The sequence below is a fragment of the Gimesia sp. genome (assembly GCF_048260065.1).
Lineage (GTDB): Bacteria > Planctomycetota > Planctomycetia > Planctomycetales > Planctomycetaceae > Gimesia.
In genome coordinates, this window is the sequence record NZ_JBLXHC010000023.1 from 44,406 (window position 1) to 65,870 (window position 21,465).

Genomic DNA, 21,465 nt, shown 5'->3' on the forward strand with positions numbered 1-21,465 from the left:
TTACGCTTCTACACTTACATTGCCGGATGATTTTGCTTGACAGGCAAGAATCATTCCTGTCTCTTTGTCTTCCGGTTCCAAGCCATCTTCAACTTCCATGGAAACTTTTCCTGACAGGAGTTTGACTACGCACACCCCACACGAGCCAACCCGGCAGGAATAGTCGATGTCAACGTCCACCCGCTCGGACGCCTCCAAAACGGTCTCGTCCGCCTGAAATTGTGTTGACTTGGCTGACTTACTGAAGGTCACCGTTCCGCCAGTCTCAGCGATGTCCGTCCCAGCCGCCTTCGCTCGTTCTTTGGCTCGTACTTGTGGTTTCTGTTCGCCTCCAAAATTCTCGGTGTGTATGCTCTCCATAGGCACTTTGAGTTTGAGCAGCATTTTCTTGGCTGCATCCATCATCGCAACCGGACCACAGATGTGAATCCGTCTGGAAGCAATTTCTGGCACCCACTCAGCTAATAAGTCTCGCGATAGCCTACCCTTCCGATAGCCATCCCTTTCCTCTTCGATGCGACTCATCGCAACGAAAACATGCAAATTCTCATGTTGCTCCTGAAGCCGCTTAAGTTCGGACTCGAAGATGAAATGCTCAGGGTCATGACAGGCCACGATAAAGTAGATGTCACCATTCCAGACCATGTCCGTCAGAGCGCGGGTGACACTCATCATCGGCGTGATCCCCACGCCACCAGCTATCAACACAATGCTGTCTGCCTCTTTGCCTGTGAATATGAATTTGCCACTAGGGGCCTGCACTTCGATTGTGTCGCCAACTTTTAATTCGTCGTGAAGATATCGAGAGCCCGCGCCATATTCTTCCCGCTTGACTGAGATCTCACAGTAGTATCCCTGGGTTGGCGATGAAGAGATCGTGTAACTTCGCCTGATCGGTTTTTCGCCGACCGGCAACGTGAGCGTGAGAAACTGACCTGGCAAATAATTAAAAGGGATGCCGCCCCCATGGCAGGCGACCAGCCGAAAAGTTTTTACGTCGGGTGTTTCCTGGTTGATGCGGGCCACCCGCAACCGGCATAGCTTCTTCTTACGAATCGGCAGGAGACCTGCTGAGATATCTGGCCGATCAGTTAATTCCTCGTCACTGGGGCAAGTCTCTTCCGAATCATTGCAACAATCGGCAACGGTTGCCGACTTATTGGAATCCTTCGAGGTTGCAGGATGCTCAGGTTCAGTCAGTGAATCTGATGGCGGACTGGTCGAGGGAGAAACCTTCGTCGTACTGGCACCTTCGTTAGCCGACTCGTCTGTGATAAGTTTATCAAGCAGCGCCGATGCACGACGCATCTTAAAGAAGTACATGGCAATCATAGCGGCAGCGAAGACACTCAGTAAAACCATCACTCCTGTGTGAAAGGGCGTCATGCCCCAGAGCCGAACTCCCGTCGGTTTCGCACCTGCAGGTGGCAGCAGGTGCATCTCGCGCTTAAACCATTGTAAAGCGACGTTGCGGGGAGCTTTACCCTCGTCGATTGCACGGTGAGCAGCCAAACCACTTTCAAATTGCGCTAAACCCTCTCGCATCTTGGCCGTGGCCACTTGCATCGCAGCGAAATCGTCGGTAGGTACGGTGTTGGTCAGTTCGTCAAGCCCAGTGGCTAGCAGTTTCGCGCCTTCCATCATCCGCTGGTGGGCTTCCTGTACGATCACAGCCCGCTCTTCCATGGGTAGGTCGGGCAGGTCCATCAGCTTGGGGTACAGTTCTTTGGTCTTGGGCGCGCCCATTCTCTCCATCATGACATCCATGCCGCTATCCTTCCCGCCTCCCATCATTCCGCCCATGCCACCACCTTTGCCGCCCCCCATCATGCCAGGGTTTTTGCCCGCCGGTCCTGCGTTACCTGCTCCAGCCTGTCCCGGGTGATGTTTTTTGTGCTCTTCGGGAGACACCTGCCCATAGGTGAGCGACGTTACCATGAACGCAAGCCCGAGCACAGCAAGGAACGGTACACTGGTCCAAGGGATTGCCCTAAAGTTCAGAATCAAGTCTTTACGCATGCTGTCTCCAGTCACTCTCACATCAGCTTTCATTGCGGCGATTAACTTACGCTGGTCTCGCTCTCATTTTTAATTTGAGACGATGCCGTTCGAGAAATATTGGTGGGTGCCTTGTGACTCAATCGCTTCGCTGATTCGGTTCAATCCATGAGCATAGGCTGCCGTTCGCATATTGATTGCGAGATTTGTCATCAGTTCGTATATCGCGTTGAACTCCCGAGCCATAATGCGCTGCAAGCGATCTTGTACTTCATCTTGCGTCCAATAATATCCCGCACGGTTCTGAGCCCACTCAAAGTAGCTTACTGTAACGCCCCCCGCATTAGCCAGAATATCCGGAACCACGAACGTGTTTCGTTTGTCCAAAATTTCTTCAGCAGCGCTTGTTGTGGGGCCATTGGCGACCTCGACAATCATTGGCGCCTTGATTCGGCTGGCGTTGTCAGCGGTTAATTGATTCTCCAGCGCGGCGGGAATCAGAATATCCACGCCCAATTCCAGCAGATCGGCATTGCTGATTGATTCACCCGTAGCTGGGTCATTTGTGGTACATTTGCACTTGGACTCAGCGTCTCCACAAACGGGACAATCACATACTGATCTTTCACTATAGACGCCACCAATCATCTGGCCTTCTTGTTTCAACTTGATGGCCCTTGGAATATCAAGTCCTTCGGCTCGATAGATACCACCTCGCGAATCACTGATGGCGACGATACGGTAACCGTCAGCATGTAGCAGTCGTGAGACGTGTTGTCCCGCATTTCCGAATCCCTGAACGGCAACACGAATGTCGGTTGGTTGCCAATCCTTCAGCTTCTCCAATTCCTTAATACAATAGTATGCTCCACGGCCCGTCGCGTCGTCACGCCCTAGACTACCGCCCAAAGGAATTGGTTTGCCGGTGATCACAGCCGGTATACGTTGGCGATGAATTTTTGAATATTCATCCATCATCCAACCCATAATCATGGCGTTTGTATACACGTCCGGGGCCGGAATGTCAGTTTCTGGCCCAACGAAGTCTGCGACTTGTCCGATAAATCCGCGGCTCAGCCGTTCCAACTCCATCCGTGAAAGTTGTTTTGGGTCAACAATCACGCCACCCTTTCCGCCTCCAAATGGGATGCCCACCACGGCACACTTGCAGGTCATCCAGAAGGCCAGCGCCTTTACTTCATCCAGAGACACGCCTGGGTGAAAGCGGATGCCACCTTTTGTCGGTCCACGTGTGTCGTCGTGTCGGACACGAAATCCTTGAAAAATCCGTAGCGAGCCATCATCCATGCGAACCGGTATTGAGACCTGCAGCACAGCCTTGGGGTGCCGCAGTCGCTCGATTGCCTCTTTATCAATTTTTGTGAATTCAGCTGCCTGATCAAGTCGACCAATGGCGTCCTCAAAAATTCCGTTAACTTCCTGTTTGGCCATCGTTACTACCTCTTGAAATCATGTCTGCTATAGCCTGTTCAAGGCTGAATGCTGACTCGGTTTAGAGAGCACCAGTCTCCTATAGTTCCTTAGATGCTGCTTAGGACGGCATTCTTCAGAATGTAGTAGATTTTTTTCTTCTTTTACGGCCTTGGCAACACAAGCCCTCCACGGCCAGCAATATTGGAACCACTATCCTGTCCCAATTGATCCCCGTTGATGCACGGCGCATCATATATATGACAAACGCAAAAACGTTCTCCACTTCCGGAACTTCGTCAACACGCCATGAGTTCGCGTCCGTGGAAATTACCTCAGTATCGGTGAAACGGCATTTCGTTGATTGATTCGTGCTCAGCGGCTGCACCCAATTTCTTCGTGGCCGTTGTGCGACGAGCATACCATTTCGCTGCAGGATAGGCAGTTAATCCGTGACTGAACACACTTAAAGCCACCGTCGCCATGGCTACTGCGAAGACCTCCTGCCGAGCAGGGATAGCAATTTCTTCCATCAGCACCAAAGCAAATACAATCGATGCAACTCCGCGTGGTCCGAACCAGCCGACAAACAAACGTGTATCCCGTCGCAGCCGTGTTCCCACAAGGCTCACTGCCACAGGCAGCATCCTTAGCACAGTCAATCCCATAATACTGTAGAAAAACCCAAGGAATGTGATGTTGGCAAAGGCCTGCGGCAGCAGGACGGCACCAAAAACTAGAAATACCAGCAACGTTAGTAACTGCCCTTCGGTCTCTGCGAATTCGCGAACTGCGCCGCAGAGTGCTCGCGAGACGTTTCCGATGGTCAGTCCTGCACAGAAGGCCGCAATGAAACCGTTGCCGCCGACTAACTCGGCTGCACCAAAAGAGAGCAGTGCTAGGGCGAGTGTCGTGAGTTCGAGAAACGAATGACTGATCCACTCGCGTCGTGACGCATGCTCAATCAGTTTACCCCCGACGTAGCCAACTCCGATGCCGACCAGTGGACCAAGGCCGACTTGCATCGCGGTAAAACGAACCCAATACGCGGTCGACTCTGGATGCTCAGCCACACGTGCGCCGCACAAAAAGATCAGAAACAGTGGTAGACATAGCCCATCATTCAAACCACTTTCGACGCTGATGCTTTGGCGAATTCGAATCGGTACTAATTTATTCGTAACCACAACATGGGCCAAAGCGGCATCAGTTGGCGTCACAATCGTCGCCAATACAGCGGCCTGCCAAAAACCCAGTTCTTGGAATAACAACCAAGCGATAAGGGTACCGAAAGCAATACTAAGCGGCAGTCCAATCGTCAGTAACCGGACCGGCAGATTATGTTCCCTGTACAGCAGTTTCAGGTCGATCCGCGATGCGTCTGTGAACAGGACTATGACCAAAGTCAGTTCAGCAAGAAAATATATTGCGTTGTTTGCCAGTTGGAATTCGAGTAGGCGAAAGCCCGCATCTCCAATCAACAGACCGAATAAGACGAAGACCATTGGTGCAGTGACGACACTCTGCCGCAATCGCGCCGAAACAAGACCGAAGAGAATGATTCCCAAGGCGATAATGGTGACAGATTTTATGTCCATGAGCGATCACCCGATGCCTCGCAGCTGCATTGAACGGTTGGGAAGTATCGGTAACAGATGGTTGTGCGGAACGGGTTCTCAGTCTGGCTCGTCGTTGAGTGGCTCAGACGCAATGATTATCGACGATGCTCGGTTAGATGGGCGCGTTGTTAAGACATTCAGAGTGATCTCGGCCTCCATGTAAAGGACGAATCGGCACATAGCGAATTTGACTCCCCACAGGGACTTATACAACCGTAGGGCAGGTTGGGATTCTGCCCTACGGTGACAGCTTGGTGTAGTCCTGACCCTCACGGTCAGATTAAGTCTTAACTATTTCAGGTTTCTTTTTGCCTGGTTAGTGATGGTGTTTAGCACCGCTGCCAGGCTTGGTCGCACAGACAAACATCGCGTCATCACCACACTTCGAGCAAACATGGTTCACTTCTTCGTTCTTTCCTTTGCCTTTACCGGTACCAACAACAGCGACACTACCGCCACAAGCGGCACATTTGTGCTTTTGGCCAATAGTCAGCATTTTGACATGCGATTTGTCCTTAGTCACATGCTGGACCATCACATGCTTGCACATGCTACACGCCATGGCAATCGAGTCTCCCGGCTTCAGAGCTTCCGCCTCTGCTTGGGTCTTGATGTGGTTCATATGGACCGCATCATGCCCATGATGAGCATCATGTTTTTTGTCATCTGCTTGGGCTGCAACGGACCACCACACCATCATCGAAATAGCGAGTGTAAGTCCAGTAGTGATGCTAAGCTTGCTGATGAGGTTAGTTTTCTTTGTCATGAGCGTGGCTCCTTTAACTAGTTAGTTGAGGACAAACATGGTTTTTCTGACCGTATATTGTGAACGTGCTGTTTTTCGTCTCTCCTTTCATTGCCCGTAATGTACGGGGAAAATCATACGACATCGACGAACCGGTTCAGCGTGCCGAAGTCATTCGGAACACATTTGGGGCATTCGTCCGAAGTCTGGCAGTTTGGCTCACAGCACCACTGGCCGTCCACGACGAACTTATATTCACTCCTCCCGGGTGGTAATTTCAATTCGGTAGTCCAGTTACCTTTGCCGTCCGTTGTCATCGGTGTTGCATCCATTTGCCAGTCATTGAATGTACCGGCCAAAAACACAACTTCAGCGTCTGGTGCGTGGCAGTTAAACTTCGTCGATTTTGTTTTTCGTTTTGACATAAAACTGTTCCTTGTTACATTACAAGAGGGTTTTTCGTCGAGAGTCTTAATGATTTCAGAATCTACTTGGGTGGACTTTGTCTTTGCCACAGAGGTGATGATTTGCTTCCCACCCCCAATTGACTGCCAGAATCAGACCTGGCAGCATTCAAAGCTTTGGCAGCATTTTGAATCGCTATAGTTGGATGCCGTGACAAACAAATCATTTGCTAAACGTGATCTCGTGCTTCTAGTTCACAAAATTCTGCTCATGGCAAATTATACGTTGCCGTAGCGGTGGTTATTGTTCGTATTCTTACTTATTCTTCATCTTGCTCTATAAAAAATTTAGTAACTATTCTCAGACCTTTTCCCGCGTGAGTGATGACTTAGTTCTATTCGCGCGCCCCCGTCGTCTGGTGATCCGGAGACAAGTTTCCGACGAGAGTTTGACGTTGTTCGTCAGTGAGAACCCTGGCTGCTTCCCCGACTGCTCGGATGTAGGCGATCCGCTTGTCGCTACGGAGTTTTTCGATTTCACGAATCTTGGTCTCAATCTTGGCCGCGGCGGGCGTATCGGAACTGGTTAACACCCAAAGTTCCTGCTCTGCCTCCGAAATCCAACGGTCAAATGTGGCCTGACCCAACAACACCTTTTCCTTGATTTGATTCAGCTTTACTTGTTGTTCTTGAGTCAACGTGATGTGCTGTGAATGGTCGAGAAAAAAACTGGTGGCGCCAATATGATAGATGTGCGATGCGCCGGCAAACCCAGGCAATGCCGACGGCATCTGCATCTGCCCCATGCCTTTCATCTGTCCCATCATTGCCATTCCCGACATTCCTTTTCCATTCATCATTCCCATTTCAGACATTCGCTGCCCAGACATTGTTGCCATGCCCATGCCAACTTTTTTTCCCATACCTTTCCCCATCATGTCCTTCATCGGATTGCTTTTCATCCCGGAGCCCATTTTGCCATCGTGCTTTTGCTGTAACGTCATTTCGAGTTTCGCCACTTTGGTTTGTAAGTCTTGAATTTGAGCGGCTAACGATTGGTCACCGGTGGTTGACTTGCCTGAAGTGTGATTCGTGTGAGGACTACCTTTCGCTGTAGAACTTTGTGCGCGGACTGTCCTCAAACTGACTAAACTCAATAAGAAAAGGACTGCGACCAAAGTCAAAACAATTTGAAAATTCTTGGTCCTTGTGGCGTAGTTCATTATAACGCTCCTCATTCAACTGATTTTTAACTGAGAATCTAGACGGAAACCTCTTTTATTTCTGATTTTCGAGCTTCGCCTTCGTGTTATCATGGTGTCTTTGGCAGCATCATGTTTGTATTCCGCATCAATCTATTTTAAGGCCAGAGAGAACTTGCTGTCGTGAGCATTGAGGATGGTCGCTTTCTAAGCCATTTCCTCTTCGGCCTTTAGCAGCAATCGCTGGAACGAAGTGCGAGCGGCCTTGCCTCGACTCTGACAAACAAAATCAATGAAATCTTGAATTTCTCATCCGTCTAGATCCGAAGGCACCAAGGAAGAACAGCAACTTCCTTGGTGAATCCCCTCTCGTTTGCAGGTATTCAATTTGTCAAAATATGAAATAATGCTCTCCTTCATTGTCTGTAAGGATCGCCAGTATTGTTGGAGAGATCACAAACACTTACTTTTTTGGTGTGGTTTCCTTCTTACTATTGGCTAGTTCCTTAATTTCGAGTTTACGCATCAGCGCTGCATGCTCAGCCATCGCTTTTTCCAACTCTTTGGTGATGTCACTGCAGCATTTCATCCCAGCAGTTCGATCGAACGTGTCCATCTGGCATTCAGCGTGTAGTTTCTTGTGTTGTGCTGTTGCATTCGTTAGATGGTCTTCAATTACCTTTAAGCTCGCCAGGACTTCTTTATCTCCGGCGTACTCTTTGCGGATCGTGGCGAGTTCCTTTTTCGTAGCGTCGATATTCCGCGCGAGTTCTGTGGACTCTGACCTTGCCAGTTCTGGGTCGATGGTTTGAGCATCACGAGTATAGTAATAGAGGTCACGAGAATAATCTCTCGCGTGATTCATGTTGCGCGATGAACGGAAAGTGCTCGACCCATAGTGAGGCTTTCCCATATATGGGCGCGATCCCGGCGGGGCAAACGCCGACAGATCTTTTGACAATATCGCAGGCGCGACGATAGCAAAACAGATTCCTGCTAATAAGAGACGTGAGTGTTTCATGATCTTCTCCCAAAAATATTTGAAATGTTAAATTGAACGCTATCGCTGGTATTGGATGCGTGATGATACCGGTTTCTTCACGACTTACTTTGAATTTGTAAATATCAGCTTTTTTTAGCTCACTTTGAAGAAATAGTGACCTGGCAACATTGAAATATAACTGCGGGAGAATTGGTCCATTTGGGTTGGCATAATCGACAGAACGAACTTAAAGGGGCCATTCTATTTATGTAATGAATCGCCTCCCCTGATGATGGAAGTGATTGAAATGTAATGAGTTCAGATTCAGATTGGAGATTTTCATCTCACCAGTTTCTGCATCGATTACATGATAGAGATGCAAGCGTAACCTCTATTGACTCTATGTCTGATTATGAAGATACTCCCGCAGTCTACCCAAATCTTTAGCATCTACATTTTTGCGACACATCCTGAAAAGATTGACGATTTCCAGATAGTTCGCCTGTAGTTCATTTCTGTATGGACCGATTTAAATGGATAGAAACTTCCTCGCTGACACAGGGCAGCAGAGAATAAAGGGTTTTTCTTTCATGTGGATGACTAATACAATCACGACTCGCATTTTGATCTGTCTAGCTATGCTGACAGTTCCATTGCAAGATCTACCTGCTGCTTCCTGTAACTGTAGCCTTGGTTGTTCTCTATCGTTCACGAACTGCTGTTGTTGTACGGGTGCACCAATCTGCCATTGTGGAGAGGGTACAGAAATCACGACAGACTCTGCCTCTGGTTGTGAGTCACAGTCAGAAAAAGACGCCTGTTGTATCGAAACTCAGGCTTCAGAACCTGGTTCATGCTCTTGCGGGACAAACTGTCATTGTGGTAAGCAAAGCCAGCCCGTTAGTCCCCTTGTACCGTCATCAGACGCGAAAAATCCTTCCGAAAAATTGGTGAGCCTGTCACAGTTGACGGTGGTGACGACTCTTGTCGATCAGCCACCAAAATTGGGAAAACCTCGCTGTATTTCAGCATCTCTGGTGTCCCTTGATCGCTGCGTATCTCTTTGCCGCTTCACGCTATAGGTTAGTTTTAGCAATATCTTTACGCGCTGCTCACACGTCTGTTTTTTTTCCCTGCGCTATCGTTTCGCAATCAGTAACAAATTTCTGATCGCATTAAACGATGCAAAGTCTTTAAAAATCCAGTATTAGGGTAGACCATGAGAATTGCTCAGCTTAGCGTGAACAGAATTCAGACTTGACTGTCGTAAGTCTGGGCCTTAAAACAAATGAGACTTTCCTTTTGACTGGTGTAGCGATGTTTCCGTTTTCTATTCACTCATTGACTTCCTGTGTGCTGGTGGCAGCAACTCTCTTCGGGGGAATTGTTCCGTTAGCGCAGGCTGGTAGTCATTGTGGTACTGAAGCGTGCTGCTGCTTACCCTTGATTGAAGCGGAATACAGTTGCTGCTCTCAATCATCTCATCAGCTGCAATGCCGATGTTCAGTCGAGAAGGAACTTCCTGCCGCTCCGGATGAAAATCGTAGTTCACATGAACGTGAATCATCCCGGCGCGCAGCCGCACTGGTCGTCACGTTTGCTGTCTGCATGAAACAATCGCAAGCAGACGCTACGTTTGACACCCTGCCATTCTCATTTCGGCCCATTCCTCGCCAGCAAGAGATTCTTTGCCGCTGGCTGATCTGATCTCACGCCTTTGCTGTCTTTGTGCGCGCAGTTTGCCCCTGTTTTACAGTTGTATTAACACGCTCCAGAGTTGATGCGTTTTCGATTCATCAATCCCTGGCCAAAGTAAAACGGACAGACCCCATTTTCCTAAGAGATTACAGTTGGCTGAAACAATTCTGTTGAGGTTGGTATGAATAATTCTAATAAAAGTGAGATCTGCGCTGTAGATAATGCAGCCTCTCAGCGCAAACAGGAGACACGCCATTGGTGGATTCGACTACTGGTACAACCAGCACTGTTTCTGCTGTGTGGGGCACTGTTGATCGCCGGACTGGGAGTCGCCCAGCAGATGGGATTTATTACTGCAGGCGGAGGAGGCCATAGTCACGGTTCTGCTCTCAGCAAAGCCATCAAATATATTTGTCCGATGATGTGCACCCCGCCTCAATCAGAACCCGGCCGGTGTCCGGTGTGTGCAATGGAGCTTGTGCCCGCGACTTCCGATGGCTCGAACTCAGATCCCCGCGCAGTCCACATTGATCCCGCTGCCAGACGGATTGCCAATATTCAAACCGCAACGGTCCAATCACTCCCTCTGACTCATACAATCCATTCCGTGGGTGAATTGGGCTATGACGAAGGCAACCTTAAAACACTGTCTGCCTATGTGGACGGTCGTATTGAACGACTCTATGCCGACTTCACCGGTGTCGAAGTCAAACAGGGAGATCATCTGGCATATATTTACTCGCCCCTGCTTTATTCGAGTCAGGTCGAGCTGCTTCTGGCAAAAAAAGCGTTAAAGCACAGTCGCTCTGCCACACTTCAGCGGGTGATCCAGACTAACGAAAATCTCTATCAGAGTTCGAAACAGAGGTTAGTCGAACTTGGCATGACAATGTCACAGATCGACGAAATCGAAAAAACGGGCACTGCTAATAGCCGAATGCATTTATGTGCCCCCATCAGTGGAACGGTGATCAAAAAACAGGCCATCGAAGGCCAGTATGTCAAAGAAGGTCAGGTCATCTATCAGTTGGCCGATCTTTCGCAGTTGTGGCTGATGCTCGAGCTGTTTCCTGAAGATGCTGCAGCGATCCGTTACGGACAGAAAGTCGAGGCGATTATCCAGTCTCAGCCCGATGAGACCATTTCCGGCCGTGTGGCGTTTATCGATCCTCAGGTCGATCCCCAGACTCGTACGGTGGGTGTGCGGATTGTGATACCGAATCTACAAGGACAGTTACGCGTCGGAGATTATGCACGCGCGACGATCTCCCTTCCTGCGGGAAGCAAAGCAAAGTCAAGCGGCATCTATGATTCCGAGTTAGCGGATTGTTGGATTTGTCCGCGACATCCTCATATTATCGCCAAAGCCTCCGGTAAGTGCCCTCTGTCAGGCCAAGATCTGGTTCCCACGTCGCAGTATGGTTATGTGTCGCAGTCATTTGCTGAGAGTGAAGCGCTCACAGTGCCCCGCGATGCGGTTCTGATGGCGGGCGAACACAGTGTGCTCTATGTCGAAACCAAGCCAGGTCGCTTTGAGATACGCAACGTCGTACTCGGTCCGATCTGTGGTGAGCAGATCGTGATCCTGAAAGGGGTGACACAAGGGGAACAGGTGGCGACCAGGGGGAACTTCCTGATCGATTCGCAGATGCAGTTGGCGGGTAATCCTTCTCTGATTGATCCGACTCGGGCCGAACCGCTGCCGGATGAAGGCCTGTCGGAAACGATGTTGGCCACGCTTTCGAAACTCCCTAAAACAGACCAAAAACTGGTCGAAAATCAACGGATTTGTCCGGTAACCATGATGTATCTAGGTTCGATGGGCGCACCTCCCAAAGTAGACGTGAATGGAGAAACTGTTTTCATCTGTTGTGAAGGCTGCCGCGAAAGTCTTTTGGAACATCCTCAGAAATATCTGGAAATAATCAAAACTGCAGATGCATCGAAGAATCAGTTCGACTCAGGGAATGATATGGAACTCCCCCCCCTGGATATGCCTGAAATCATGGAATTTGACGACAGCCTGCCCCCAATTGATATGCCTATGGACATGGAAATAGAACACGAATCTTTGAAACTGAAACCACCACGGCCCGTCACACCACAAACAGCCGCCGGACAGAATAAGAAGGCTCGACAATGATTCACAGCGTACTCGATTTTTGCCTCCGTCAACGACTCCTGATTGTACTACTGTCCGTTGCTCTGCTCGGTTATGGCTGGTACTCGGCGCAACAGGTTCCCATCGATGCGATTCCCAATGTGGGCGAAAACCAGGTAATCGTGCTCACTGAATGGGCCGGACGGTCTCCGAAAGATGTGGAAGACCAGATTACATATCCACTTTCGATTGCGTTACAGGCGGTACCGGGTTCCAAAAGTGTCCGTGGCAAAAGCATGTTCGGCTTTAGCTTCGTGCAGGTTACGTTTGACGATGATGTCGATTTCTACTGGGCCCGTTCTCGTGTGGCAGAACAACTGACTACAGTCAACGGTTCTCTACCGGAGGGTGTGGTTCCAACACTCGCACCAGATGCCACTGCTTTAGGACAAATATTCTACTATGTGCTTGAGCCGCCAAAAGATATGGATCTGGCTGAGTTGAGATCGAAGCAGGACTTCTTTATTAAGTACGCGCTCCAGTCAGTAGACGGTGTGGCAGAGGTGGCTTCGATTGGCGGCTATGTGAAACAGTATCAGATCGAAGTTGACCCGGATGAACTCCGCTACCATAACATCCCGCTCAGCAAGGTAATTGATTCGGTCAAGGCATCAAACATCGACGTCGGCGCCAAGACCGTCGAGACGGGCGGGATGGAATTCATTGTTCGCGGCAAGGGTTTTATCGGTGCGGATAAAACGGAACAGGAAACCATCGAACAGATCAACAGTACGGTGATCACCGTCAGCAAAGGCGTGCCGATTCGTATCAGCGACGTAGCCCAGGTCCAGACCGGTCCTGCCTTCCGACGCGGTGCCCTGGATTTTAATGGACATGAATCCGTGGGGGGGGTGGTGGTGATGCGCTATGGTGAGAACCCCCGTAAAGTGATCGAGCGTGTTCAGTCCAAAATTGATTCTCTGGAGACGGAGTTGGGTGGAATAAAAATACATGGCGTCTACGATCGGAGTGTCTTGATCGACGAGACGGTTTCCACGCTGACCGAAGCGTTAATTCATGAAACGATCATCACCATCGCGGTTATGGTTCTGTTTCTGCTGCACATCCGCGCCAGCATCATTATTGCCATCACACTGCCCATGGCGGTGCTGATGTCGTTCATTGCCATGAAAACTTTTGGTGTCGATGCCAATATCATGTCGCTGGCAGGTATCGCGATTGCGATCGGCACGATGGTCGATATGGGGATTATCATTCTGGAAAACATCTATGGCAGCCTGTCCGACTGGGAAGCCAACGGTTCTGCGGGTGGTCCCCAGCAGCGGCTGACCGTCATCCGTGATTCAGCCGCTGAGGTGATCCCCGCCGTAATCACCGCCGTCAGTACGACGATCATCAGCTTTCTACCCGTCTTTTTTCTGACCGGCCGTGATCATAGACTGTTCGCTCCACTTGCCTGGACTAAGACGTTCGCGCTGGTGTCCAGCCTGATTGTAGCGGTGATCGTGCTGCCGATGCTCTGTCGGATCTTTCTCCGCAGTTCGCAAATCCCCCGCTGGGGACAACTGGCGGCAGGCGCGGGCGTAGGCTGTCTCACAGCCGCCCTCTGTTGGTTTGTCTGGGGAGACCACATCGCCGAAGGGTCGTCGTTGACCCTGTATGCGGCAACTGTCTTTGCTGCGGTAGCCGGTTTTCTGCTGGGCTGGTGGGTAACGTGCGAGAAAATTCGTTCCATGGAAGAGAATCCCGCCAGTCGTTTTGTGCGGTTTCTGTATGCGGGCCGGCTCAGGATGGCGCTACGGCATAAGCTGCTGATGCTCTCTATCCCCGCGATGATCATGGTTCTGGGGGCAGGCGCCTGGTTGGGCTTGCCGACGGTGTTACGTCCCCTGGAACAGGTCGTCTCGCTACTCGGAGCAGACCTTAACGAGGTGCCCGGCTATGTGGATGCGAAACACTTTTTTACGGGACTGAAGTCGGATGACTGGATTGCCCTGGATGAAGGCAGCTGGTTCTATATGCCCAGCCTGTATCCAGCTGCCAGTTTCTCTCAGACGATGGAGATCTTGCAGGCCCAGGATACGTTGATCAAAGAGATCCCGGAAGTGCAAAATGTACTGGGTAAAATTGGTCGCGCGGAATCTGCACTCGACCCGGCACCAGCGGCAATGGTCGAAACTTATGTCATGCTCAAGCCCCGCGCCGAATGGCGGGAAGGGATAACCGCAAGACAGATCTGGGACGAAATCAACAAAGTGGCTACCCTGCCGGGGGTAACACCGGCTTCACCTCTGCAGCCGATCGAAGGACGTGTCGTCATGCTGCAGAGCGGCATCAAGGCCTCAATGGCGATTCGGGTTTACGGCGACGATTTGGAGGGCTTGTCAAAAGCATCGCTGGCAGTCGCAAAAAACCTGAAGCAGAACCATTATGTCAACGCGGGAACCGTCAATCCCGACATTGTGATGGGCAAGCCTTACTATGAATTCGAAGTCGACCGGGAAGAAGCCGCCCGCTATGGCATGACGACGATGATGGTAAATCAGATCGTGTCTGCCGGGTTAGGAGGAATCGATGTCACTACGACAGTGGAAGGTCGCGAACGCTACCCGATACAGGTCCGTTTTGAACGGAGCGTCCGCAAGGATCTGGATGATTTACGTCAGGTATCCGTGGTGACACACGGCGGAGATATTGTGCCCCTGGAACGTCTGGCAGACGTTACTACGACCTGGGGGCCAGGGGCGATTAACAGCGAAGATGCCCGTCTCGTTGCCCACGTCGCATTCTCTCCTTCAGGTGCTTCTGGGGATCTGGAAACCGTTGATGAGGTGATGTCTGCATTACGGGCTGCTCGGGAAAACGGGACACTGACCTTTCCCGATGGAAATTTCGAGTTACAGGCTGTGGGGTCGTTTCAGAACCAGATCGAAGCCAACCGGCGACTGATGTGGATCATTCCCACAGTACTGCTGGTTAATCTGTTGATTATCTATTTGAGTTTTCAAGATCTGGCCATCGCGGCGATCGTCTTTTCGGGGATTCCGGTGGCCTTTGCCGGTGGAATGATTGCTGTAGCATGGATGGGCGTGGATATGAATACCGCAGTTTGGGTCGGATTTATCGCTCTGTTTGGTATTGCGGTTGACGATGGCGTGGTGATGGCTACCTACATTCAGCAGACACTGAAACGCCGTTCGGTTACCAGCATCGCTGACTTACGCGAAGCCATCTATGAAGCAGGGCTGAAACGCATTCGCCCTTGTGTAATGACGACGTTGACCACGATTTTTGCCCTGCTGCCAGTATTGATTTCGCAGGGGCGCGGGGCAGATGTGGCCCGCGCGATGGCACTGCCTGTGCTGGGTGGCATGCTGGTCGAACCTTTCACTACATTCATCGTCCCTACCATCTATTGTGCATACCTGGAATTCAAAATTAGAGTGGGGCTGCAGGGACACGTGCTCTGTCAGGATCAACAACAGTCTGGATCGCAGAATTCGTCGTTCGATCCAGCACTTACCGGGCCCGTTTCCTAGTCGGGTCTGAATTCGTTTTTTAGTTTTAAGGAGAATATTATGAAATGTATCAAAATGATTTTTGCACTGGCTGTCGTAGCAGGAACCGTAGTCTGTGGGCAGAACCTGTTAGAGGCACAACAACTACAGGCCGATGGAAAGCTAAGTCAACGCGATCAGTTACGTATCAAGGCCCAGCAGATTTGTCCGGTCTCGGGACAGAAACTGGGTAATCATGGTCAGCCAATCAAAGTCAATGTCGGTAAAGAATCTGTTTACCTGTGTTGTAAAGGCTGCTTAAAAAGCAAGGTCGACCCTCAGCACTGGTCGACAATTCATGGCAATTTTGCAAAAGCACAGCACATGTGCCCGGTGATGAAAAAAGAGCTGCCACAGAAACCGAAATGGACCATTGTAGACGGGCGGATAGTTTATGTCTGTTGCCCTCCTTGTACCAAAAAGATCGCTGCAGATCCGGAAACCTATCTGAGCAAGGTCGACGAATTGTATGCCGCGACATTACGTAAGTGAGAGAAGCAATCTTTGCAGGCTTAAGAATACGTTACTTATTTCAGGTCGACTCCTGAGTTGGAACACCTGAGTGATTGAATGTTGCGCTAACAAACGACGCTCAGGTGTTCCATGGATTCTTTTGTAAAAGCACATATAACAAATTCAACTTTTAGCATTTTTATTCTGCTGTCTAATTTCATCATCGAATGAAGAATATTTAACATCATGTCAGCATTATTTACCAGAATAACTGCCATTAAGAATAAACCTCGAACGATCAGGTTTCAGTTACTGCTGTCCGTTAATATCACACTCAGTATCGCACTAATTTGTCTCTTGATATTGCAATATCATAGGGAGATGCAAAATGCGACAGATCAAATGCGAACCGGCTTGAATGATGAATCTATTGCGATTCAGTCCGCCGTTTCACATTTGATACAAGATCATAGTCATGGTGACGTCCAGGGGTATATTGATAGAGTCTGCTCGGAGATGCGAAAGTCGGCTTCTCCCGGTCATCAAATCATAGTTAGCATGCATGGCACTTACCTGAAAGCTGGAAATTCTTCTCCTGAGAGCAGATCAATATTATCTCAATACGATTTTTCAAAACCACAATCGATTCAATGGAACGAATTCAGTCAACACCAGCTTGTCGTCGGACATCAGTCTGGTGAAGAAGCAAGTGTATTTGTAATTGAAACATTAAAAAATGTGCGCCGTGCGATACGAAAGAAGGTTCTAATTCAGCTTGCCGTTCTGGGAATATTAGGATTGTTGGCTGCTGGCATCGTCAATTACGTGCTCTTAAAGATTGTGGGTAGGCCATTAAGTCAATTGTTGAAGACAGTCGAAAATATAACTTCCGGACAATTAGGGGCTGTCGCCCCGTCATTCTCCAGTAGTGAAATCAATCAGCTATCAACGGCCATCAATTCCATGAGTATGTCACTAAATGATAATGACCGCGACCGTCGTTATCAGATGGAGAAGGCACGAAAGATACAACAGTATTTACTACCCCAAGGTGTTCAGATTCCGGGTCTTGAAACAGCACACATTTTTGAACCGGCGGACAGCGTTGCTGGAGATTACTACGATTTTTTACCACTATCGGACGGATCATGGTTAATTTGCATAGCTGATGTAAGTGGTCACGGTGTTCCAGCCGCGATGGGAGCAGCGATGTTGAAATCACTACTATTGGCCGCTTCAGAAAAATCCCCATTCGATCTGATCCGGATAATAAAAGAAGTAAATCGTCAGTTTGCGGCAACGATCCTACCAGGCAATTTTGCTTCAATGTTTCTTGCACGTTGGAAACCTGAATCGCGTGCCTTATCATGGGTCAGTGCAGGTCATCTTCCTGGGATTCTGATAAGAGATTCCGGATCACTCGATTCCCTTAAAAGCACGGGGTTATTAATTGGACTAGATGCAAATGCCGAATGGGAACAATTAGACACCGTTCTGTCACCGGGCGATCGGATCTTACTCTTCAGTGATGGCGTGACAGAATCTGCCAACTCTAAAGGCGATCTCTTCGGGTTAGCACGATTAACATCCTGGTTCTCTCTAGTGAATGAGAGGCCGCTCATTGTCGCTATCATGAAAATCAATGAAGTGATAGCTGAGTGGCGTTGTAATTCTTCGCCGAATGATGACCTGACATTGTTGGCGCTAAAATGTGAATTGGTTCCACATCTGAAAAATTCTGAGCATCAGGCATCCACAGTTTACGAGGAAGTTCAGTCAGTCCCTCAGTAAACAGAACTGGATATTACCTAATCCGAAATATCGTTACGTGCGAATTCGGTTCACTGAAGATTTAGTAGTAATCTCTGTTTCGGTCAAATCAAATTTACCGATGACAACTAATATGTGTCGTTATCGATCATAACACGGGGGGAGGCCAAGGATGGCCATGAAGTATACAGTTCATTTTTTAAGCTTGTTTCTACTATTGAACGGTTGTAAATCTGCGCAGCAGATCCACGACCCCGGGTACGCTCAAGTTTCCCAGGCTGTTCATCAAGCCGCATACTCGCCGACTCAAGAGACAGTCAATCCAGTCGCTGCTGATTTGGAGGGGCCCCATTCGGTTGAAGAATATATTCAGTACGCATTATCTCAAAACCCGGATATCCAGGCTGCCCGAAAACGTGTCGAAGCCAATGCTTATCAAGTCCCTGTTGCTTCAAGCTTGCAAGACCCAAATCTGGGGATGACGTTTTATCCGGAACAGGTCCAGACCGCTGCTGGCCCTCAGGAGTTTGCCTTGAATATATCACAGAAGTTCCCAGCTCGCGGGAAACTGAATGCACAGGGAGAACTGGCTGAATCACAGACAAACGAGACAAGAGCCCAACTGGCAGCAGTCGAACTAGCCACAGTTGCTAAAGTAAAACGAGCCTATTACGAACTCTATTTTATTCAGCAGACTATTAATGTAACTGAGGCAGATAAACAATTATTAGTCGAGATTCGTGACGTAGCTAACGTACGTTACAAGACAGGAAAAGTCAGTCAGCAGGACTTGTTGCGTGCTGAACTGGAAATCTCGAATGTCGAAAATGAATTGATTCGTCTGGAACAAAAGCTAGTGAGTGGTCAGGCAAAACTTGCTCGTTTGTTGCATATTTCACCTCAGACAAAATTACTGGCACTCGAACATATCGAACCGGGATCTCTACCTGCCGACTTAGACTGGCTGCAACGTCAGGCGATAGCCTCTCGTCCTGAGTTGCATGCACAATTAGCAACACTCGAAAAAGACAGGCAAGCTCTAAACTTGGCGCGCCTTGCGTATAAACCGGATGTCACTTTGGGGGCCACCTGGATCGATGTCGGATCTACCGGTGTCAGTCCTGTTGCCAACGGAAACGATTCATTTTTAATCACGGCAGGAATTAACCTGCCGGTTTACAGAAAAAAGTTGGATTCAGCAGTTCGCTCCGCAGAGGCAAAAGCAGTATCAACGGCCCGAACTTATGATTCATTGAAAGACGAAACACTTGAAGAAGTCGCGGACCTATTTGCTCAAGCCAAAAGCCAGCAGGATCTGTTAACTCTGTTCAGTGAAGATATTCTCCCCAAAGCCCGCCAGACACTGGAAGTCTCCAGCCAGGCCTATAACACCGGAGAAGTCGACTTTTTACAGTTGGTGGATAACTGGAGAGAATTGCTGCGGTTTGAGGTGAGTTACCTGCGGCTCGAAGCTTCATTAGGACAATCGCTGGCAGAATTAGAACGAGTCATTGGTGGAATTGATACCCAGGCTTTGCAACCCATACCGGCAGCACCTGAAGCTTTAGATAATTTACCTTTACCTGTAGAACCATAATAGACAAGTTTTTACTGCAATCGAAATATACGAGGTTGCTATTGAAGGAGCTTAAGATGGATAACGCTCAAAAGTGGATGCGCTGGTTCGCAACGCTGGGAGCGATCATGATGACAGGTTGCGCCTCGACTTACCACAGCTATTCTAGTTGTGAGATCGATTGCCAGTACTGTGATCCTCCTCCACTAACCTATACCTGCTACGACAATTGTGTATGTCATTCCAGACAAGTCTCAGGCTACTTAGAGAGCCTACCGCATCAGTATGAATCAGCGGATCATGGGAACGACAATGACGAACCAAGCAATTGACCGGGAAGTACACCATCGATTTGGTAAGTTCTCATATTTACTTTGCTCTATACTGACATTACTGATAGGAACAGCCTTTACAGGTAGCAGTAGAGGCTCTGTGATTTTCTTCTGCCTGTTGTTTTCAGCGGTCCTGCTGACAGCAGTTATCTCAATTTGTCAGCGTCACAAGACATTAGGCATTGGTCTGACGATCGTATTCCTGATGCTGGTTATGAATGTCAGCAGTTTTCTTTTTCACAGTGATTCCCTAACGATCCTCCATAACATTTTGGTGATCATTTTCCTGGCGTTTGTCTTCTACCATGTACTCAGTGCCGTTTTTGATGACAATCAAGTGACATTGGATACAATTATCGGGACGGTCTGTCTCTATTTGCTGGCTGGACTGTTCTGGGCGTACTTATACTCAATGATCATAGTCATTGATCCAGCTGCATTTCGGTATGACCTGGTAAGCTCTACATCCGAAACAGTCACTTTAAGTAACTCAAACTTACAACCGTTGATTTATTTATCGTTCGTGACTATGGCGACACTGGGCTATGGAGATATCATTCCTGTATCCGGGCCAGCTCAAACAGCCTGTTATCTTCAGGCTGTCTTTGGCCAGTTCTATTTTGCAATCCTGGTTTCAAGATTAGTTTCGCTATATATCTCGTCGGTATCTCGTGAAAATCAAGATCGCTTAAATAGCCAGTCCTGAATTGCAAAGTCCTGAAATATCAAAACGATAAAATCAGTTGAGCTGTAAAACGAATTTCAAGGTTTCTTAATGAATCTATCAGCCTTTGCTGAAACTTTGAAGACTCTTGGAATGTGATCGGACTAAATCAAAATGGGGCAGACAGGGTATTTTGGATGAGTGAGTCTGGACTTTAGTGATATGAGCGTTAGAATAACTTCAACATTATTGGTTTTTCTACCGAAAATATGGGTATGAATAGAAGAATTTGCTCCCTAATCCTGATGCCGTGGATGCTGCTGACCCAGTCAGTTGCCTTCGGCCACTCTCATGGAGGCAACCTGCCTGCAGGGCATGGTTTACGCGCGCATATTCATCTGAATAAATCATCCATTGATGACTCTCACGGCCACGTTCATCACTATGAGGCGGATAAACACAGCCACCAGGATGACCACCATAAGAGCTCTGAAAATCAGGGCTTTCCACAGTTTACTAGTTCATCTGATCACGATTCCTCTGCGATCTATCTTAATAGTATTGATGTGATCTCAGGTACGCGTTCAACTCTTAAGACGGAAATCAAAGTCCTGTTTCAATGGGACATCATCGGATGCAATTCATCTTTTGAATTTCCGCAACTCACAGAAACCGAACGATCGGTATTTGACTGCGCGCCCCCTGATTCTAGTTCCCCGCTCTTTGTCCGCCACCATGCTTATTTAATATAAGCATAGAACTCTTCGCAGACAGTATCACAAAATTAGGTTGGTACGTCCTGCTCTCTGCTTTTGGCGTTGACTAATTTCGCGATTCTTCTCAGGACAAATCCTGAATGATTTGCGGAGAATTCTGTCGATTCGACCCTTTGTTTATGGTCGGACTATCTCT

At 48.9% G+C, this 21,465-nt stretch carries 14 protein-coding genes; 7 read left to right on the forward strand and 7 right to left on the reverse strand.

Annotated elements, in window-relative coordinates:
- The 7 genes from ACN0YN_RS28195 to ACN0YN_RS28225 form a co-directional block, all read right to left on the reverse strand.
- The gene (locus ACN0YN_RS28195; RefSeq protein ID WP_350198720.1) at positions 1-2,019 is read right to left on the reverse strand and encodes a 2Fe-2S iron-sulfur cluster-binding protein; all 2,019 of its coding nucleotides are present in this window, start codon (positions 2,017-2,019) and stop codon (positions 1-3) included.
- A 69-nt stretch (positions 2,020-2,088) separates the two neighbouring features.
- Entirely contained in the window at positions 2,089-3,450 is a 1,362-nt protein-coding gene (locus ACN0YN_RS28200; protein ID WP_145187173.1) for a Glu/Leu/Phe/Val family dehydrogenase, read from the reverse strand.
- Between the two features lie 314 nt (positions 3,451-3,764).
- The gene (locus ACN0YN_RS28205) at positions 3,765-5,027 is read right to left on the reverse strand and encodes a cation:proton antiporter (RefSeq protein WP_145187176.1); all 1,263 of its coding nucleotides are present in this window, start codon (positions 5,025-5,027) and stop codon (positions 3,765-3,767) included.
- Positions 5,028-5,364: 337 nt separating this feature from the next.
- On the reverse strand, positions 5,365-5,814 hold the full coding sequence (locus tag ACN0YN_RS28210) for a hypothetical protein (RefSeq protein WP_145187179.1): 450 nt from the start codon (positions 5,812-5,814) through the stop codon (positions 5,365-5,367).
- A gap of 113 nt (positions 5,815-5,927) precedes the next feature.
- Positions 5,928-6,218 (reverse strand): glycogen-binding domain-containing protein, encoded by a 291-nt coding sequence (locus ACN0YN_RS28215; protein WP_145187182.1) that lies wholly within the window; start codon positions 6,216-6,218, stop codon positions 5,928-5,930.
- A 374-nt stretch (positions 6,219-6,592) separates the two neighbouring features.
- Entirely contained in the window at positions 6,593-7,420 is an 828-nt protein-coding gene (locus tag ACN0YN_RS28220; RefSeq protein WP_145187185.1) for a hypothetical protein, read from the reverse strand.
- Between the two features lie 442 nt (positions 7,421-7,862).
- Positions 7,863-8,420, reverse strand: coding sequence for a hypothetical protein (locus tag ACN0YN_RS28225; protein ID WP_145187188.1), 558 nt, complete (start codon positions 8,418-8,420; stop codon positions 7,863-7,865).
- Between the two features lie 1,840 nt (positions 8,421-10,260).
- Here ACN0YN_RS28225 and ACN0YN_RS28230 point away from each other — a divergent pair.
- From ACN0YN_RS28230 to ACN0YN_RS28260, 7 genes are all read left to right on the forward strand, one after another.
- A complete protein-coding gene (locus tag ACN0YN_RS28230) occupies positions 10,261-12,222 on the forward strand; it encodes an efflux RND transporter periplasmic adaptor subunit (RefSeq protein WP_145187191.1) in 1,962 nt (653 codons plus the stop codon).
- On the forward strand, positions 12,219-15,740 hold the full coding sequence (locus ACN0YN_RS28235) for an efflux RND transporter permease subunit (RefSeq protein WP_145187194.1): 3,522 nt from the start codon (positions 12,219-12,221) through the stop codon (positions 15,738-15,740). The genes ACN0YN_RS28230 and ACN0YN_RS28235 overlap by 4 nt, the downstream gene beginning before the upstream one ends.
- A gap of 39 nt (positions 15,741-15,779) precedes the next feature.
- Positions 15,780-16,250 carry a hypothetical protein gene (locus ACN0YN_RS28240; RefSeq protein WP_145187196.1) on the forward strand — a complete coding sequence of 157 codons (471 nt, stop codon included), beginning with the start codon at positions 15,780-15,782 and terminating at the stop codon, positions 16,248-16,250.
- 207 nt (positions 16,251-16,457) lie between these two features.
- Positions 16,458-18,002, forward strand: a complete 1,545-nt coding sequence (locus tag ACN0YN_RS28245) for a PP2C family protein-serine/threonine phosphatase (protein ID WP_145187199.1) — start codon at positions 16,458-16,460, stop codon at positions 18,000-18,002.
- Between the two features lie 151 nt (positions 18,003-18,153).
- On the forward strand, positions 18,154-19,578 hold the full coding sequence (locus ACN0YN_RS28250) for a TolC family protein (RefSeq protein WP_145187202.1): 1,425 nt from the start codon (positions 18,154-18,156) through the stop codon (positions 19,576-19,578).
- 291 nt (positions 19,579-19,869) lie between these two features.
- The gene (locus ACN0YN_RS28255; RefSeq protein ID WP_278470005.1) at positions 19,870-20,595 is read left to right on the forward strand and encodes an ion channel; all 726 of its coding nucleotides are present in this window, start codon (positions 19,870-19,872) and stop codon (positions 20,593-20,595) included.
- Positions 20,596-20,867: 272 nt separating this feature from the next.
- On the forward strand, positions 20,868-21,305 hold the full coding sequence (locus ACN0YN_RS28260) for a hypothetical protein (RefSeq protein WP_278470003.1): 438 nt from the start codon (positions 20,868-20,870) through the stop codon (positions 21,303-21,305).
- Positions 21,306-21,465: the final 160 nt, after the last annotated feature.

Bases quoted from the DNA above. Each gene is read 5' to 3' on its own strand.
- ACN0YN_RS28195 (WP_350198720.1), bottom strand. From the start codon at position 2,019: ATGCGTAAAGACTTGATTCTGAACTTTAGGGCAATCCCTTGGACCAGT.
- ACN0YN_RS28200 (WP_145187173.1), bottom strand. From the start codon at position 3,450: ATGGCCAAACAGGAAGTTAACGGAATTTTTGAGGACGCCATTGGTCGA.
- ACN0YN_RS28205 (WP_145187176.1), bottom strand. From the start codon at position 5,027: ATGGACATAAAATCTGTCACCATTATCGCCTTGGGAATCATTCTCTTC.
- ACN0YN_RS28210 (WP_145187179.1), bottom strand. From the start codon at position 5,814: ATGACAAAGAAAACTAACCTCATCAGCAAGCTTAGCATCACTACTGGA.
- ACN0YN_RS28215 (WP_145187182.1), bottom strand. From the start codon at position 6,218: ATGTCAAAACGAAAAACAAAATCGACGAAGTTTAACTGCCACGCACCA.
- ACN0YN_RS28220 (WP_145187185.1), bottom strand. From the start codon at position 7,420: ATGAACTACGCCACAAGGACCAAGAATTTTCAAATTGTTTTGACTTTG.
- ACN0YN_RS28225 (WP_145187188.1), bottom strand. From the start codon at position 8,420: ATGAAACACTCACGTCTCTTATTAGCAGGAATCTGTTTTGCTATCGTC.
- ACN0YN_RS28230 (WP_145187191.1), top strand. From the start codon at position 10,261: ATGAATAATTCTAATAAAAGTGAGATCTGCGCTGTAGATAATGCAGCC.
- ACN0YN_RS28235 (WP_145187194.1), top strand. From the start codon at position 12,219: ATGATTCACAGCGTACTCGATTTTTGCCTCCGTCAACGACTCCTGATT.
- ACN0YN_RS28240 (WP_145187196.1), top strand. From the start codon at position 15,780: ATGAAATGTATCAAAATGATTTTTGCACTGGCTGTCGTAGCAGGAACC.
- ACN0YN_RS28245 (WP_145187199.1), top strand. From the start codon at position 16,458: ATGTCAGCATTATTTACCAGAATAACTGCCATTAAGAATAAACCTCGA.
- ACN0YN_RS28250 (WP_145187202.1), top strand. From the start codon at position 18,154: ATGGCCATGAAGTATACAGTTCATTTTTTAAGCTTGTTTCTACTATTG.
- ACN0YN_RS28255 (WP_278470005.1), top strand. From the start codon at position 19,870: ATGACGAACCAAGCAATTGACCGGGAAGTACACCATCGATTTGGTAAG.
- ACN0YN_RS28260 (WP_278470003.1), top strand. From the start codon at position 20,868: ATGCTGCTGACCCAGTCAGTTGCCTTCGGCCACTCTCATGGAGGCAAC.